At 68.3% G+C, this 15,369-nt stretch carries 15 protein-coding genes; all 15 read left to right on the forward strand.

Annotated features, from left to right (window positions below; all coding sequences use genetic code 11):
• Window positions 1–283: 283 nt before the first annotated feature.
• Window positions 284–3,712, forward strand: a complete 3,429-nt coding sequence (locus R2601_RS10970; RefSeq protein WP_007797967.1) for a transglutaminase family protein — start codon at window positions 284–286, stop codon at window positions 3,710–3,712.
• A 26-nt stretch (window positions 3,713–3,738) separates the two neighbouring features.
• A complete protein-coding gene (locus R2601_RS10975; protein WP_007797969.1) occupies window positions 3,739–6,135 on the forward strand; it encodes a circularly permuted type 2 ATP-grasp protein in 2,397 nt (798 codons plus the stop codon).
• Window positions 6,136–6,140: 5 nt separating this feature from the next.
• Entirely contained in the window at window positions 6,141–7,019 is an 879-nt protein-coding gene (locus R2601_RS10980) for a transglutaminase family protein (protein ID WP_040545313.1), read from the forward strand.
• Window positions 7,020–7,132: 113 nt separating this feature from the next.
• Window positions 7,133–8,122, forward strand: coding sequence for a hypothetical protein (locus tag R2601_RS10985; protein ID WP_007797978.1), 990 nt, complete (start codon window positions 7,133–7,135; stop codon window positions 8,120–8,122).
• 75 nt (window positions 8,123–8,197) lie between these two features.
• Window positions 8,198–8,956: a sulfite exporter TauE/SafE family protein gene (locus R2601_RS10990; RefSeq protein WP_007797981.1), complete on the forward strand. Its 759-nt coding sequence runs from the start codon at window positions 8,198–8,200 to the stop codon at window positions 8,954–8,956.
• Window positions 8,957–9,027: 71 nt separating this feature from the next.
• A complete protein-coding gene (locus tag R2601_RS10995; protein WP_007797984.1) occupies window positions 9,028–9,858 on the forward strand; it encodes a 2-dehydro-3-deoxygalactonokinase in 831 nt (276 codons plus the stop codon).
• A gap of 70 nt (window positions 9,859–9,928) precedes the next feature.
• Window positions 9,929–10,417, forward strand: a complete 489-nt coding sequence (gene tsaA / locus R2601_RS11000; protein ID WP_007797987.1) for a tRNA (N6-threonylcarbamoyladenosine(37)-N6)-methyltransferase TrmO — start codon at window positions 9,929–9,931, stop codon at window positions 10,415–10,417.
• A 178-nt stretch (window positions 10,418–10,595) separates the two neighbouring features.
• A complete protein-coding gene (locus tag R2601_RS11005) occupies window positions 10,596–11,411 on the forward strand; it encodes an urease accessory protein UreD (protein WP_040544614.1) in 816 nt (271 codons plus the stop codon).
• A 3-nt stretch (window positions 11,412–11,414) separates the two neighbouring features.
• Complete coding sequence (locus R2601_RS11010; RefSeq protein WP_007797992.1) at window positions 11,415–11,717, forward strand: urease subunit gamma; 303 nt, start codon at window positions 11,415–11,417, stop codon at window positions 11,715–11,717.
• Between the two features lie 23 nt (window positions 11,718–11,740).
• Window positions 11,741–11,914, forward strand: a complete 174-nt coding sequence (locus R2601_RS26975) for a hypothetical protein (RefSeq protein WP_007797995.1) — start codon at window positions 11,741–11,743, stop codon at window positions 11,912–11,914.
• A complete protein-coding gene (locus tag R2601_RS11015; protein ID WP_007797998.1) occupies window positions 11,911–12,216 on the forward strand; it encodes an urease subunit beta in 306 nt (101 codons plus the stop codon). The genes R2601_RS26975 and R2601_RS11015 overlap by 4 nt, the downstream gene beginning before the upstream one ends.
• 1 nt (window position 12,217) lies before the next feature.
• The gene (locus R2601_RS11020; protein ID WP_007798000.1) at window positions 12,218–12,535 is read left to right on the forward strand and encodes a hypothetical protein; all 318 of its coding nucleotides are present in this window, start codon (window positions 12,218–12,220) and stop codon (window positions 12,533–12,535) included.
• Window positions 12,536–12,564: 29 nt separating this feature from the next.
• The gene (locus R2601_RS11025; protein WP_007798003.1) at window positions 12,565–12,849 is read left to right on the forward strand and encodes a hypothetical protein; all 285 of its coding nucleotides are present in this window, start codon (window positions 12,565–12,567) and stop codon (window positions 12,847–12,849) included.
• 70 nt (window positions 12,850–12,919) lie between these two features.
• The gene (ureC, locus tag R2601_RS11030) at window positions 12,920–14,668 is read left to right on the forward strand and encodes an urease subunit alpha (RefSeq protein WP_007798007.1); all 1,749 of its coding nucleotides are present in this window, start codon (window positions 12,920–12,922) and stop codon (window positions 14,666–14,668) included.
• Between the two features lie 23 nt (window positions 14,669–14,691).
• Window positions 14,692–15,276, forward strand: coding sequence for a hypothetical protein (locus tag R2601_RS11035; RefSeq protein ID WP_007798010.1), 585 nt, complete (start codon window positions 14,692–14,694; stop codon window positions 15,274–15,276).
• Window positions 15,277–15,369 lie beyond the last annotated feature (93 nt).

Raw genomic sequence — 15,369 nt, forward strand, 5'->3', positions numbered from 1 at the left:
GTCCTGAAGACACGGTCGATATGATCTGCCACGGGGGAAATGTCGGCGCTCCTCGGTGTTGTGCGGATGTGTCAGGCGCGTTGCGTCGCCGGAGCCTAGCCCGCAGGGGCACAGGCGCGATATGCGACCATCGGAGGAGGGCAGGGCGCGCAGCGTCGCCGCACGGGATCTGTGCAGCGTCACGCCCCGGTCGCGTCGCGGGAAGCGTCAGGCTTTACAAGGGCCTGTATCCAAGTTCTTCTGAACCCGATCCACGAGACAGCATCACGGGCGGACCGATCCCATGGCCATCACGGCAAGCATTCACCACCTGACGCATTACAAGTATGACCGTCCGGTCACGCTCGGGCCGCAGCTGATCCGGCTGCGCCCGGCGCCGCATTCGCGCACACGGGTGATTTCGCACTCGCTTAAGGTCGGCCCCGAGGGCCATTTCGTGAACCACCAGCAGGACCCCTACGGCAATTGGCTGGCGCGCTACGTGTTCCCCGAGCCGGTGACCGAGTTCAAGATCGAGGTCGATCTCGTCGCCGACATGACGGTCTACAACCCGTTCGACTTCTTCGTCGATGAAGAAGCGCAGGAATGGCCCTTCGAGTACCCGGAAGAGTTCCGCAACGACCTGCGCATCTACGCGCGCCCCGACGAGGTCGGCCCACATCTTGCCGCCTACATGCAGAGCATCCCGCGCGAGCCGGTCAACACGGTCAACTTCCTTGTCGACATCAACGCCAAGCTGCAGAAGCATATCGACTACATCGTGCGCATGGAGCCCGGGGTGCAGACCCCGGAAGAGACGCTGCAGCACAAGCGTGGCTCGTGCCGCGACAGCTCGTGGCTGCTGGTGCAGATCCTGCGCAATCTTGGCTTCGCGGCGCGGTTCTGCTCGGGCTACCTGATCCAGCTGAAACCGGACCTGCAGGCGCTTGACGGGCCGTCGGGGACGGATCACGACTTTACCGATCTGCACGCATGGTGCGAGGTGTTCCTTCCGGGCGCCGGCTGGATCGGGCTCGACCCGACCTCGGGTCTGCTGACCGGCGAAAGCCACATCCCCCTCGCCGCCACGCCGCATTACCGCAACGCCGCCCCGATCACCGGCGGCTTCTCGGCGGTGGGCAACCCGCATGTGAGCTTTGATTTCGACATGCAGGTCAGCCGCGTGGCCGAGCATCCGCGCATCACCAAGCCGTTCTCCGAGGAGTCGTGGCAGGCGCTCGACGCGCTGGGCGAGAAGGTCGACGCCACCATCGCCGCGCAGGACATGCGGCTCACCATGGGCGGCGAGCCGACCTTTGTCAGCATCGACGATTTCGAGAGCGCCGAGTGGAACACCGCCGCCGTGGGCCCGACCAAGCGCGACCGCGCCGACACGCTGATCCGGCGCCTGCGCGAACGCTTCGCGCCGGGCGGCTTCCTGCATTACGGGCAGGGCAAGTGGTATCCCGGCGAGACCCTGCCGCGCTGGACCTTCTCGCTCTACTGGCGCCGCGACGGGCTGCCGATCTGGAAGAACCCCGATCTGGTCGCCAAGGAGACCGCCAAGGGCGCCGATGCCGCGCAGGCCGACCAGTTCATGTCGGCCTTTGCCGAGAACCTCGGGCTCGAGGCCGACTATGTGCATCCGACCTACGAGGACCCGGTCGAATGGATCCTCAAGGAGGCGGATCTGCCGTCGAATGTGACCCCCGAGGACAGCAAGCTCAAGGATCCCGAGACGCGGGCACGCATCGCCAAGGTGTTCTCGCGCGGGCTCGAGACGCCGGCGGGCTACGTGCTGCCGATCCAGCGCTGGCAGTCCAAGGCGCAGCCCTCCACGCGCTGGCGCTCGGAGCACTGGAAGACGCGTCGCGGCCAGCTCTTCCTGATCCCCGGCGACAGCCCGGTGGGCTTCCGCCTGCCGCTGGGGGCGCTGCCCTACATCGCGCCCTCGGCCTACCCTTATGTCTACCCCACCGACCCCTCGGTGCCGGTCACCCCGCTGCCGGATTTCCACGCCGAGCGCGAGGAGCAGCGCCGCGCCCTGATGGCCGAGCTCGAGCGCATCGCCAGGGAAGAAGCAAAGATCGCCGAGGAAGAGGCCGCGGTCCTGCCCGAGGTGACGCCGGGCCACGAGCAGCCGGTCTCGGAAGCGCGCGACGCCGGGCGGCGGCAGAAGATCATGGAGCAGGGCGTCGATCCCGAGGGCGGGCAGGTGCGTACCGCCATCGCCATCGAGCCGCGTGACGGGCGGCTGTGCCTGTTCATGCCGCCGGTCGAGGCGCTGGAGGATTACCTCGAGCTGCTGGCCACGGCGGAAGAGACCGCCGAGGAGCTTGGCCTGCCAATCCATATCGAGGGCTACACCCCGCCGCATGACAGCCGCATGAACGTGATCCGCGTCGCGCCAGATCCCGGCGTCATCGAGGTCAACATCCATCCCGCCCACAGCTGGGAGGATTGCAAGGAAATCACCGAGGCGGTCTACGAGGAGGCCCGCCAGAGCCGTCTCGGCGCCGACAAGTTCATGATCGACGGCAAGCACACCGGAACGGGCGGCGGCAACCACGTCGTGGTGGGCGGTGCGACCACGCTCGACAGCCCGTTCCTGCGCCGCCCTGACCTGATGCGCTCGCTGATCCTCTATTGGCTGCAGCATCCCTCGCTGAGCTACCTGTTCTCCGGCCTCTTCATCGGCCCGACCAGCCAGGCGCCTCGCATCGACGAGGCCCGGCATGACAGCCTCTACGAGCTCGAGATCGCGCTGTCGCATTTCCCCGGACCGGAAGAGGGCGAGCCGCCGCAGCCGTGGCTCACCGACCGGCTGCTGCGCAACATGCTGATCGACGTGACAGGCAACACCCACCGGGCCGAGATCTGCATCGACAAGCTGTTTTCGCCCGATGGCCCGACGGGCCGCCTGGGCCTCGTGGAGTTCCGCGGCTTCGAGATGCCGCCCGATGCCAAGATGAGCCTGGCCCAGCAGGTGCTGATCCGCGGCCTTCTGGCGCGCTTCTGGAAGGCGCCGGTCCAAAGCCGCCCGGTGCGCTGGGGCACCACGCTGCATGACCGCTTCATGCTGCCCTATTTCGTCTGGGAGGATTTCCTCGAGGTGCTGCGCGACCTCAAGGCGCATGGCTTCGAGTTCCGCTCGGAGTGGTACGAGGCGCAGAAGGAGTTCCGCTTCCCCTTCGCCGGCGAGGTCGATTACGAGGGCGTGCACCTGCAGCTCAACCAGGCGCTCGAGCCCTGGCACGTGCTGGGCGAGCGCGGCGCTATCGGCGGCACCGTGCGCTACACCGACAGCTCGGTCGAGCGCATGCAGGTGCAGCTCACCGCGATGGATCCGGAGCGCTACATCGTCACCTGCAACAAGCGGCCGGTGCCGCTCGCGGGGACCAAGGCGAGCGGCGTGAAGGTCGGCGGGGTGCGCTTCAAGGCGTGGCAGCCGGCGGAGGCGCTGCACCCGACGCTGCCGGTCAACGCGCCGCTGGTGTTCGACATCTTCGATACCTGGACCGGCCGGGCGCTGGGCGGCTGCACCTATCACGTGGCGCATCCTGGCGGGCGCAACTACGACACCTTCCCGGTCAACACCAACGAGGCCGACGCGCGGCGTCTTGCGCGATTCGAGAAGATGGGTCATACCCCCGGCTCCTATTGGCCGGCACCCGAGCATCCGCATCCGGAATTCCCGATGACGCTTGATCTGCGCCGGATGCCCGGCCTCTGAGCATCAAGCAGGATGGGGTGACCTCCATGGCGCCGGACCAGATGACCCGGTTCCTTTCCGGCTACGCCCCGATCGAGGGCGTGGCCGACGAGTTGAAACGCCCGGACGGCTCCATGCGTCCGGTGTGGACGCCGTTGATGCGTCACCTCGCCGGGCAGAGCGCCGAGACGCTGGCGCGCTCGTTTGCCCGCGGCGACCAGTACCTGCACGACACCGGCGTCTATTTCCGCCAGCACAACACGACCGGCACGGGCACCGGCTCGACGGTGCGCGACTGGCCGCTGAGCCACGTGCCTGTGGTCATCGCCGAGGCCGAATGGGCGGCACTGGCCGACGGCATCGCGCAGCGCGCCGAACTGCTCGAGCGGGTGATGGCCGATCTCTACGGTCCCGGCGACCTCGTGCGCGACGGTTTCCTGCCCGCCGACCTGGTGGCGCAGAACCCGGAATGGCTGCGCCCGGTGGTGGGGATGAAACCGCGCTCCGGCCATTACCTGCACTTCCTCGCCTTCGAACTCGGCCGCTCGCCGGACGGCAGCTGGTTCGTGCTTGGCGACCGCACGCAGGCGCCCTCGGGGGCGGGGTTCGCACTGGAAAACCGCATGGCCTCGACGCGGATCTTTCACGACCTGTTCCAGAAGACCAATATCGAGCGCCTCGCCGGCTTTTTCCGCAGCTTCCGCGATGCGATGAACGGGCTGCGCGGCGACAGCGAGGGGCGGGTCGGCATCCTGACGCCCGGCCAGCATACCGACACCTATTACGAACACGCCTACATCGCCCGCTACCTCGGCTTCTCGCTGCTGGAATGCGAGGATCTCAAGGTGCAGGACGGCCGCCTCGCTGTGCGCACCATCAACGGTCCCGAGCCGGTGGGCGTGCTCTGGCGGCGTCTGGATTCGCGTTTCGCCGATCCGCTCGAGCTTGACGAGACCTCGGCGCTGGGCACGCCGGGCATGGTCGCGGCGCTGCGGGCGGGGGCGATGGACATGGTCAACTGCCTGGGCTCGGGCGTGCTCGAGAGCCGGGCGCTGATGGCCTTCCTGCCGCGCATCGCGCGCCACCTGATCGGCGCACCGCTGCGCCTGCCCAACATCGCCACGTGGTGGTGCGGGCAGGAGACCGAGCGGGCCTACGTGCAGGCCAATCTCGACCGCATGATGATCGGCTCGGCGCAATCGACCAAGCTGCCCTTCGACATCGAGGTCAACACCGCCGTGGGCGGCAAGTTTCCCTGCGGTGCCGACGAGTCCGTGTCGGACTGGATCGACCGCGAGGGGGCGCAGCTGGTGGGGCAGGAGGCGGTGACGCTCTCGACCACGCCGGCAATGATCGACTGCAAGCTGGTGCCGCGCCCCATGGTGGTGCGGGTCTTCGCGGCGCGCACGCCCAATGGCTGGGCGGTGATGCCCGGCGGCTACGCCCGGATCGGGCGCAGCGGCGATCCCACCGCGCTGGGCATGCAGGCCGGCGGCTCGGTGGCGGATGTGTGGATCATGGCCGATCAGCCGGTGGTACAGGACACGCTCAGCAGCAAGCAGAGCGGCCCATTCCTGCGCCGCCTGCCGGGGCTTCTCCCGGCGCGGGCGGCGGACAACCTCTACTGGCTCGGTCGCTATGTCGAGCGCGCCGAGGGCGGCGTGCGGGTGCTGCGCGCCTATCACCTGCGGCTCGAGGAATACGGCCGGCGCACGGTGCCGCTGGTCGACAGCCTTGGCCGGTTCCTCGAGAGCTACGGCTTCGAGACGCGCGAGCCGGTGCCCGACGCGCTGCTGAGCCATCTCGACGCGGCGCTGACCTGCGCCAGCAAGGTGCGCGACCGCTTCTCCACCGACGGCTGGAGCGCGCTGAACGATCTTGCGGACAGCGCCCGCGAGCTGTCGGACCGCGTCACCCCCGGTGACGATGCCGCCCGCGCCATGAGCGTGCTGCTGCGCAAGACCGCCGGCTTCTCGGGCCTCGTGCACGAGAACATGTTCCGCTTCCTCGGCTGGCGCTTCCTGTCGATCGGACGGGCCCTCGAGCGCGCCGACCACATGGCCTCGGTGCTGACGAGCTTTGCTGCGGCCGAGGGGCTCGACGGCGGGCTCGATGCCACGGTCGAGATCGGCGACAGCGTGATGACCCATCGCCGCCGCTATTCGGTCGAGACTACCCGCGACACGGTGATCGACATGCTGGCGCTCGACCGGGACAACCCGCGCTCGATCCTGTTCCAGATCGACCGGGTGCGCGAGGAAGAGAGCAAGCTGGCCGAGCTTTCCGGTGCCCAGAGCATGGGCGACGCCGGGCGCAAGATCCTGATGTTGCAGACTGCCATGGCGGTGGCCACGCCCGAACAGATCACCGCGCGGCGCCTGTCGCGCACACGCCGCGAGCTTGCGGCGATCTCGGAAGCGCTGACCGCGCAGTACCTGAGCTGATGCCCATGAGCCAGACATACGACATCACCCTGCGCATCGCCTACAGCTACCAGAGCCCGGCGGCGGCAAGCCGGACGCTGCTGCGGATGCTGCCGCGCACCTTGCCGGACCAACAGCTGCTCTACGGCGTGGTGACCACCGATCCGGCTCCGGATCACCGCATCGACGATCTCGATTTCTTCGGCAATCCCTGCACCGAGCTGGCGCATGAACGGCGGCTCACGGAGATCGATTTCCTGTTCAAGGGCCGTGTGTTGTGCCACGAGCCGTCGCGCGGGCTGGATCTGTCCTGCGCGCTCGAGGACGTGCCGCGCGAGGTGGCGCAGATCCAGAGCATCGCGCCCGAAAGCCCGCATCATTTCCTCGGCGCCTCGCCACGGCTGCGGCCCGAGCCCGAGATTGCCGCCTTCGTCCGCGACTGCGTATCGCCCGGACTTTCGGCGCTGGCGGCGGTCGACGCGGTGAGCGCGGCCCTCCACGAGGCCTTTGCCTTCGATCCCGGCGCCACCGAGGTCACCACCACCCCGATCGAGGCGTTCCGCGCCCGCCGCGGCGTCTGCCAGGACATCAGCCACGTGATGATCACCGGGTTGCGTGCCATCGGCATCCCGGCGGGCTACGTCTCGGGATTTCTGCGCACGATACCGCCCAAGGGGCAGAAGCGGCTCGAGGGGGCCGACGCCATGCATGCCTGGGTGCGGGCCTGGTGCGGCGCCGAGACCGGCTGGGTCGCCTTCGATCCCACCAACGCCATCCGCGCCGGCACCGATCATGTCACCGTGGCCTTCGGGCGCGACTATTCCGACGTGGCCCCGGTCAAGGGCTCGCTGCGCTCCTCGGGGTCGCACAAGACCACCCATCACGTCGACGTGGTGCCGGTCTGAGCGCCTTTACCATTGCGTAAGCTGTGATCGGCTAAGCTGCGGCCGTGGCGCCTCCGGCCTTGCCGGGTGTTGAATGGCGCAATACGGCAAGATGGCATGGCGGACCCGCAGACATGAGACGCATCGACGAGAAACTTGCCAAGATCACGGCCGAGGATTACAGCCGCCGGGATTTCATCATCACCTTCGCCAAGGATGCCGATCTGCTGCGCGGGTGTTCGGCCACCGGGCGCGATGGGCTGGGGCGGCCGCGCCCGCTTGCCGCCTACCGGGCCGACGTCCGGCGGGTGATCGAAAGCGACCTTGCCGATATCGTGCTGACCTCTCTCTCCACCGCCGAGATGCTGGCGGAATCCGGCGTCTATGCCCGCGCCACCGCCACGCCCGCGGTGCGGCTCAACGATCCCACCGACATGTGGCGCGTGCGCGGCGGCGCCTATCCGTCCTATCCGGCGCTGCCGTTCCGCTCTGCCCGGCTCGACGCGGTCAAGCCGGTGGCCAATCTCGGGCTTTACGGCATGACCTTCTACAACAGTCCCGAGCAGGATCACGCCACGCTCACCGCCTATTGCGAATTTCGCGACATCGCCAGCAAGGTCGGCATCCGGCACTTCCTGCAGGTCTCGGATCCGAAGGTGGAAATCGACACCGGCGATGCCGACTATGCCGCCTTCCGCAACGATATCCTGATCCGCAGCCTCGCCGGGGTGGCGCGGCGCGAGCGGCCGATCTTCATCGAGGTCGATTACCACGGCCCTGCCGCCACCGAGGAGCTGGCAAGCTGGCACCCCTCGCGTATCGTCATCGGCGTCACCGGCTGCCCGAACGGCACCACCCGCGACTGCCTCGAGCGGCTGGCGCAGGCGGAACGCCACGGTGCCCGGCTGGCGAACTTCAGCCGCGAGAGTTTCCACTGCGAGGATCCGGTGCTGATGCTGGTCGCGATGCGCCGCGTGATCCGTGACGGCATGTCCTCCCACGAGGCGGTGCGCGCCTATCACGACGACCTCAAGGCGGCAGGTCTGCAGCCCAACCGCCCGTTGCAGGAGGATGCAGAGCTGACCTGTCCGATGCTGAAGGCGCATTCCCGCGAAGCGGCCTGATGGCTTTTCCCTTTTCGTCACCGCCGGCCCGGTGCATGACGGGCGGGGTTGGTGACGTGAGGCAAAGGGCAGGCATTGGAACAGACGGTCGCTTTCTGGATCGCCGCAGGGGCGGCGACGTTCTTTGTCGGCATGTCGAAGGGCGGTTTGCCCATGGTGGCGATGATGGGTGTCCCGATCCTGTCGATCTTCATCGCCCCTGCTGCCGCCGCGGGCCTGCTGCTGCCGATGTACATCCTCGCCGATGTCTACGCGGTCTGGTTGTTCCGCGGGCATTATTCCGCGCGCAACCTGAAGATCCTGATCCCGGCGGCGGCCATCGGCATCTTCGTCGCCTTCCTGCTGATCTCGCGGGTGCCGGTCGAGGCCACCAAGCTCGTCGTGGCGCTGATCGGGCTGGGCTATCTTGCCGATGCGCTGCGCAAGCGGCTGGCGGGCGATTTCGCCGCCTGCCCGGCGGACGTGCCGCGCGGTCTGTTCTGGGGCGCGCTCGCGGGGTTCACCAGCTATATCAGCCATGCCGGTGGGCCGCCGTTCCAAGCCTACACGCTGCCGCAGAAGATGCCCAAGATGACTTTCGCGGGTACGGCCACCATCACCTTCGCCTGCATCAACTGGATGAAACTGCCGCCCTACATCCTCGCCGGGCAGGTGACGTGGGACAGCCTGCAGCAGATCGCGGTGCTGGCGCCGCTGGCGCTCATTGGCGCGTGGTCGGGCTATCGCGTGACCCGCTGGCTGCCGGAACGCGCCTTCTTCCTCCTGGTCAACGTGGCGCTCGGGCTGCTCTGTCTCAAGCTGCTGGTCGAGGTCGGGCAGGCGTGGTGGCCCTGAGAGGCGTTGCGCCCCGGCCTTGAACCGCGGCGGCGCGGGGCGTACCTGTCGCGGCAGAAGGAGTGCCGCCCATGACAACGCCCGACTGGATCGCCGCCGAACACCGCGAGAGTCGTCTGCGCATCTGGCAGATGGCCGCGGATGACACCGTCCTGGCCCAGACCGAGTGCATCGCGGAGGGGGGCGAGGACCTCTCCCGCACCCTGAGCCATGCGCTGCCCGGCCTCGATCCGGGCACGCCGGTCGTTGTCAGCGGCGCCGCGAAGCTGCCATTCGCCGCCGTACCCTGCACTCCGCCGAAGCTGGCGCAGGCGCAGCGCGACGGCGATCTGCACCGCCTTCCCGGCATCGCGCAGGAGCGCCCGGTGGACGTGCTGCATGGCGAGGAGACCCGGGTTGCGGGCTTTCTTTCGCTCAACCCGCGCTTCGACGGGGTGATCTGCCTGCCCGGGGCGCAGAGCCGCTGGGTGCATGTGAGTGCAGGCGAGATCGTCAGCTTTCGCAGCGCTCTGACCGGGACGCTCTTCGATCTGCTGGGCGCGCCCGAGGCGCTTGGTGTCGACGCCCCCGCCGCGTTCGACGAGGACGCGCTGCTGCAGGCGGCGGATCAGGCCATGGGGCGCCCGGCGAATTTCGCCGGTGAGCTCGCGGTGATCCGCGCCGAGCGCCATCTCAGCGGTCTTGGCGACACGCTCGCGGCGTCGCGCGCCATGGGGCTTCTGGTTGGCATGGAGCTCGCCGCCGCCAAGCCCTACTGGCTGGGGCAGAGCGTCGCCATCGTCGCCGAGGGCAACGCCGCGCAGCCCTACCGGCTGGCGCTCGAGGCGCAGGCGGTGCCGGTGGTCGTGGCCGATGGCGCGCGCATGGCGCTCGAAGGGCTGAAAGCGGCGCGCAAGGGCTGATCCGTGTCCGAGCCCGTGGCGGCGCCGCGTGCGAAGCGCTAGGCTGAGCGCAAAGCAAGGAGACCCAGCCATGTCGGACGAGGCCGAGATCCGCCCCGGAGAGACCACCGTCGATCTGCCGCCAGCGGATGACGCGCAGTTGCGCTTCATCGGGCGCATCCGCACCCCGTTCCTCACCCGGGCCGACTGTCCGCGGCAGGGCGATCCGGAGGAGGGGCCCGAGTGCCGCGTCGAGCTCGATCCGCGTCTCGAGCCGGCGCTGGCCGGGATCGAGGGCAAGGCTTGGCTCGAGCTGCTCTACTGGCTTGACCGCTCGCGCCGCGACCTGCTGACTCAGCGCCCGCGCGGCAGCGACGGGCCGCGCGGCACCTTCAGTCTGCGCTCGCCGCAACGTCCCAACCCCATCGGCAGCTCGATGGTCCGGCTCGTGCGCCGCGAGGGGCCGGTGCTGGTGGTGCGCGGGCTCGACTGCCTCGACGGCACGCCAGTGCTCGACCTCAAGCCCGCCCGTTGCGATCAGGGAGTGCAGATCCGGGCTGAGAGCGAGCGGGAGACGTGATTTTCATTTCGCCAAATTTGCGGGCGTTTCGGGCCATATCGCCCTCGTCATGCGCATTGAGGCGCCTCTCAGGCTCCGAGCCGGTTCGTGAGGCGGGTCGCCTGCTTGCCCTTGCCGCAGGGTCTGCCAAGGGTGCCTGCCGCAGGAGGGCCGCGCCATACCATATGATCAGCCGCAGATGACCGCGCCCGCCGCCATTGCCGCGCAGCGCGCAAGAGGGAAGGCCCGGTTGGGTGTCCGTCTGCGCAACGGCCGCTCGGCGATTTCGGACCTGCACATGTCCGGAAGCTCCAAGCTGCTGTTTCCGCGTGTGAAAGACGCGTTGCAGGCGGTCTATCTCAACAGTTCGGGCGGGGTGACCGGGGGCGATGCCTTCGATGTCGAGGCGCGCGCCGAGGCCGGCTCGCATCTCGTGATGACCACGCAGGCGGCCGAGCGTGTCTACCGCGCGCTGCCCGCCGAGACCGGCCGGGTCGAGACCCGGTTGGCGCTCGAGGCTGGCGCACGGCTCGACTGGCTGCCGCAGGAAACCATCCTCTTCGAGGGCGGCGCGCTCGACCGGCGGCTGCGCATCGACATGGCCGGGGACGCAAGGCTCACCGCCTGCGAGTCCCTGGTCTTTGGCCGCCACGCGATGGGCGAGGTGCTGCACGACCTGCGCCTGCGCGACCATATCGACCTGCGCGTCGACGGTCGGCTGGCCTTTGCCGACCGGCTGCACCTGAGCGGCGATGCCGCCGATACGCTCGCGCATCCGGCGATTGCCGGCGGTGCCGGGGCGGTGGCGACGGTGATCCATGCCGCCCCCGGAGCGGCCACGCTGCGCGATGCGCTGCGCGGGATGCTGCCGGAGACGGCGGGGGTCTCGGCGCTGTCGGAGGAACTTCTGGTACTCCGTCTGGTTTCCGTTGACGGCTACACACTGCGGGGCCACCTTGCCCCTGTCCTGCGCCGCCTGAGCGGCGCCGAACTTCCACGACCCTGGATGATCTGACCCATGCAATTGACCCCCCGCGAAAAGGACAAGCTGCTTGTCGCAATGGCCGCCGAAGTGGCGCGCAAACGCCTCGCCCGCGGCGTGAAGCTGAACTACCCGGAGGCGGTGGCGCTGATCACCGACGCGGTGGTCGAGGGCGCCCGCGACGGACGTTCCGTGGCCGAGATGATGGAGGCCGGTGCGCAGGTCATCAGCGCCGAGCAATGCATGGACGGCATCTCCGAGATGATCCACGAAGTGCAGGTCGAGGCCACCTTCCCGGACGGCACCAAGCTGGTCACCGTCCACAACCCGATCCGCTGATCTCCCCTCAGAAGGATACCGCAATGAAATACGCTCTCCCTCTCGCCCTTGTCGCCGGTCCGGCGCTGGCCCATTCCGGCGATGCGCCGCACGTGCACCCGCATGACGGGGCTTCGTGGCTGATCGTCGTGGCGCTGCTTGGCGTCGTGGCGGTGGGCGCACCGCTGGCGCTGGCGCGCCTCCGGGGCCGCAAATGATCCCGGGCGAGCTGATCCCCGCCGAGGGGGAGCTCACCCTCAACGCCGATCGCGAGGCGATCACGCTGATGGTGGCGAACACGGGTGATCGCCCGGTGCAGGTGGGCTCGCACTACCATTTCGCCGAGACCAACCCGGCGCTCGACTTCGATCGCGACGCCGCGCGCGGTCTGCGGCTCGACATCGCTGCCGGCACCGCTGTGCGCTTCGAGCCGGGTCAGCGCCGCGAGGTCAACCTGATCCCGATCTCCGGCGCGCGGAAGATCTACGGCTTCAACCAGAAGATCATGGGGGCGCTCTGAGATGTTCAGCCAGATGCTGGAATGGCAGCGCAGTGCGCTGAAGGTCGCCTCGCTGGCGGCCGAGGCGCAGCAGGTGGTGGCCTACCGGACGCTCGGCATGGCCGGGCTGTGGTCGGTGGATCCGTCCGAGAACGTGCGCATGGTGACGGAAAAGAGCCCGGCGCTGATGCAGAGCTGGTGGAGCGCCAGTCGCGCAGCCATGGGCGGGGCCGCGCCCGAGCGCGTGGTCATGGCGTGGGCCGGACCGCTGGAGCGCAAGGCGCGTTCGAACCGCAAGCGGCTCGCCAAGCGCGGGCCGAACATGAATTTCGGAGCCTGAACGACGCATCGACCGAGGAGGGTGCCGCGATGTTGCCGACCTACTGGGGATTTACCGCCATGCAGATGGGGGTCGAGATGATCAGCCTGCAGATGCGCATGGCCCAGGCCGTCTACGAGGCCGGGGTGATGCAGCAGAAGGCATTCTGGAACGCCCGCCAGCCGCTGGCGGTGGCGCCGCTGATGCCCGCGCCGATGAGCATGGGGATCTGCGGCCCGGTGGCGCTGTCCGGCGGTGGCCGTCCGCGCGCCAACTCAGGGCTCAAGGCCGTGCCCGCGGCGCGCCGCTCTCACGAGCCCGGGACGCCCGTCTGACTTAAATCCAACCGGCGCGCGGCAGGACGCTGCGGACGCCGATGCCGACCTGATGACCAAGGACCACCACATGCCAGCCACGATCTCCCGCGCCGATTATGCCGCCATGTTCGGCCCCACCACCGGCGACAAGCTGCGCCTCGCCGACACCGACCTGATCATCGAGGTCGAGCGTGACCTGACCGCCGAGGCGGTGGGCCAGGCGGTCGGCGGCAACGCCCCGGTCTACGGCGAAGAGGTCAAGTTTGGCGGCGGCAAGGTGATCCGCGACGGCATGGGCCAGAGCCAGGCGACCCGCGCCGAGGGCGCGGTCGACACCGTCATCACCAATGCGCTGATCGTCGACCACACCGGCATCTACAAGGCCGATGTCGGCCTCAAGGACGGGCGCATCCACACGATCGGCAAGGCCGGCAACCCCGACACCCAGCCCGGCGTCAGCATCATCGTCGGCCCCGGAACCGAGGTGATCGCCGGCGAGGGGCGCATCCTGACTGCCGGCGGCATGGACAGCCATATCCACTACATCTGCCCGCAGCAGATCGAGGACGCGCTGCACTCTGGCCTGACCACCATGCTCGGCGGCGGCACCGGCCCGGCGCATGGCACGCTGGCCACCACCTGCACGCCCGGTCCGTGGCATCTTGGCCGCATGATGCAGGCCGCCGACGCCTTTCCGATGAACCTGGCCTTCGCCGGCAAGGGCAACGCCTCGCTGCCGGCGCCGCTGGAAGAGCAGATCAAGGCCGGCGCCTGCTGCCTCAAGCTGCACGAGGACTGGGGCACCACCCCCGCCACCATCGACAATTGCCTGAGCGTCGCAGATGCCTGGGACGTGCAGGTGATGATCCACACCGACACGCTCAACGAGTCCGGCTTCGTCGAGAACACCGTGGGCGCCATGAAGGGCCGCACCATCCACGCCTTCCACACCGAGGGCGCGGGCGGCGGCCATGCCCCGGACATCATCAAGATCTGCGGCGAGGAGTTCGTGCTGCCGAGCTCGACCAACCCGACGCGGCCCTATACCGGAAACACGCTGGAAGAGCATCTCGACATGCTCATGGTCTGCCACCACCTCGACAAGTCGATCCCCGAGGACGTGGCCTTTGCCGAGAGCCGCATCCGCCGCGAAACCATCGCCGCCGAGGACATCTTGCACGACATGGGAGCGTTCTCGATCATCGCCTCGGATAGCCAGGCCATGGGCCGCGTGGGCGAAGTGATCATCCGCACCTGGCAGACCGCCGACAAGATGAAGAAGCAGCGTGGGCGGCTTTCGGACGAGACCGGCCACAACGACAACTTCCGCGTCCGCCGCTACATCGCCAAGTACACCATCAACCCCGCCATCGCGCATGGCATCTCGCAGGAGATCGGCTCCATCGAGGTCGGCAAGCGTGCCGACCTGGTGCTGTGGTCGCCGGCCTTCTTCGGGGTGAAGCCCGAGATGGTGCTGATGGGCGGCACCATCGTCTGCGCCCAGATGGGCGATCCCAACGCCTCGATCCCGACGCCGCAGCCGGTCTATTCGCGGCCCATGTGGGGCGCCTACGGTCGCTCGGTCGAGAATTCGGCGGTGATCTTCGTCTCCGAGGCGGCGCAGGCCGAGGGCATCGGCGCCTCGCTGGGCCTCGCCAAGCAGACCGTGGCGGTGAAGAACACCCGCGGCATCGGCAAGAAGGACCTGATCCACAATGCCGAGACGCCGGAGGTCGAGGTCAATCCCGAGACCTACGAGGTGCGCGCCAATGGCGAGCTGCTGACCTGCGAGCCGGCCACCGAGCTGCCGATGGCGCAGCGCTATTTCCTCTACTGAAGCAACGGGGTAGAGGGCTCTGCATGAAGCTCTTTGCGCCCCTCGTCGCGCTGGCGCTGCCCACGGTGGCGCCGGCCGTCTGCCCGACCGCCGAGGATCTCGACACCGGGATCCTGTTTCGCACCCTCGATGGCGACACCGAGCTGTTCCGCCGGGTGAGCGAGAACGTGGTGCTCTCGACCTACACCAGCGGCAGCGAGGAGAGCCGCATCCTGCTGGGGCAGGGGCTCTACGTGCTCGACAACGTGGGGCTGGCCGAGGGCGAGCTGCTGCCCGAGACGCAGGTGCGCTTCTCCTATCCGATGCCCGCGGCCGAGATGCCGCGCCCGACGCCGGAAGGCGACTGGGCGGTCGACGTCACCGTGGAGGAAGGCGGCGGCTCGGAGCCCGAGCACCAGAGCTATGCGTTCGGGCCGGTCACCGAGATCGGGCTGGGCAAATGCACGTTCGACATGATTCCGGTGGTCCAGACCTACAGCCCCGATCCCTACGAGGTGACCGACTACGTGAACTGGCTTCCCGAGCTCGGAGTGTCCTATCTGGTGCAGTCCAGCCATGCGCATGGCGACGACCGTTACATATATACCAGCGTCGAGGCGGTGCGATGAACGGGAAACCAGTGGAAAGTTTAATATTGAACCATCTGCGACCTATGCACCTGCAGAAACCCGACAATGCAGATGCAGCATTTGAGAACTCGG

The sequence above is a fragment of the Salipiger bermudensis HTCC2601 genome (genome assembly GCF_000153725.1).
GTDB classification, from domain to species: Bacteria; Pseudomonadota; Alphaproteobacteria; order Rhodobacterales; family Rhodobacteraceae; genus Salipiger; species Salipiger bermudensis.

Excerpts from the sequence above, each read along its gene's own strand:
- R2601_RS10970 (WP_007797967.1), top strand. The coding sequence starts at position 284 with ATGGCCATCACGGCAAGCATTCACCACCTGACGCATTACAAGTATGAC.
- R2601_RS10980 (WP_040545313.1), top strand. The coding sequence starts at position 6,141 with ATGAGCCAGACATACGACATCACCCTGCGCATCGCCTACAGCTACCAG.
- R2601_RS11005 (WP_040544614.1), top strand. The coding sequence starts at position 10,596 with ATGACCGCGCCCGCCGCCATTGCCGCGCAGCGCGCAAGAGGGAAGGCC.
- R2601_RS11015 (WP_007797998.1), top strand. The coding sequence starts at position 11,911 with ATGATCCCGGGCGAGCTGATCCCCGCCGAGGGGGAGCTCACCCTCAAC.
- tsaA (WP_007797987.1), top strand. The coding sequence starts at position 9,929 with ATGTCGGACGAGGCCGAGATCCGCCCCGGAGAGACCACCGTCGATCTG.
- R2601_RS11035 (WP_007798010.1), top strand. The coding sequence starts at position 14,692 with ATGAAGCTCTTTGCGCCCCTCGTCGCGCTGGCGCTGCCCACGGTGGCG.
- ureC (WP_007798007.1), top strand. The coding sequence starts at position 12,920 with ATGCCAGCCACGATCTCCCGCGCCGATTATGCCGCCATGTTCGGCCCC.
- R2601_RS26975 (WP_007797995.1), top strand. The coding sequence starts at position 11,741 with ATGAAATACGCTCTCCCTCTCGCCCTTGTCGCCGGTCCGGCGCTGGCC.
- R2601_RS10985 (WP_007797978.1), top strand. The coding sequence starts at position 7,133 with ATGAGACGCATCGACGAGAAACTTGCCAAGATCACGGCCGAGGATTAC.
- R2601_RS10995 (WP_007797984.1), top strand. The coding sequence starts at position 9,028 with ATGACAACGCCCGACTGGATCGCCGCCGAACACCGCGAGAGTCGTCTG.
- R2601_RS11020 (WP_007798000.1), top strand. The coding sequence starts at position 12,218 with ATGTTCAGCCAGATGCTGGAATGGCAGCGCAGTGCGCTGAAGGTCGCC.
- R2601_RS11025 (WP_007798003.1), top strand. The coding sequence starts at position 12,565 with ATGTTGCCGACCTACTGGGGATTTACCGCCATGCAGATGGGGGTCGAG.
- R2601_RS11010 (WP_007797992.1), top strand. The coding sequence starts at position 11,415 with ATGCAATTGACCCCCCGCGAAAAGGACAAGCTGCTTGTCGCAATGGCC.
- R2601_RS10975 (WP_007797969.1), top strand. The coding sequence starts at position 3,739 with ATGGCGCCGGACCAGATGACCCGGTTCCTTTCCGGCTACGCCCCGATC.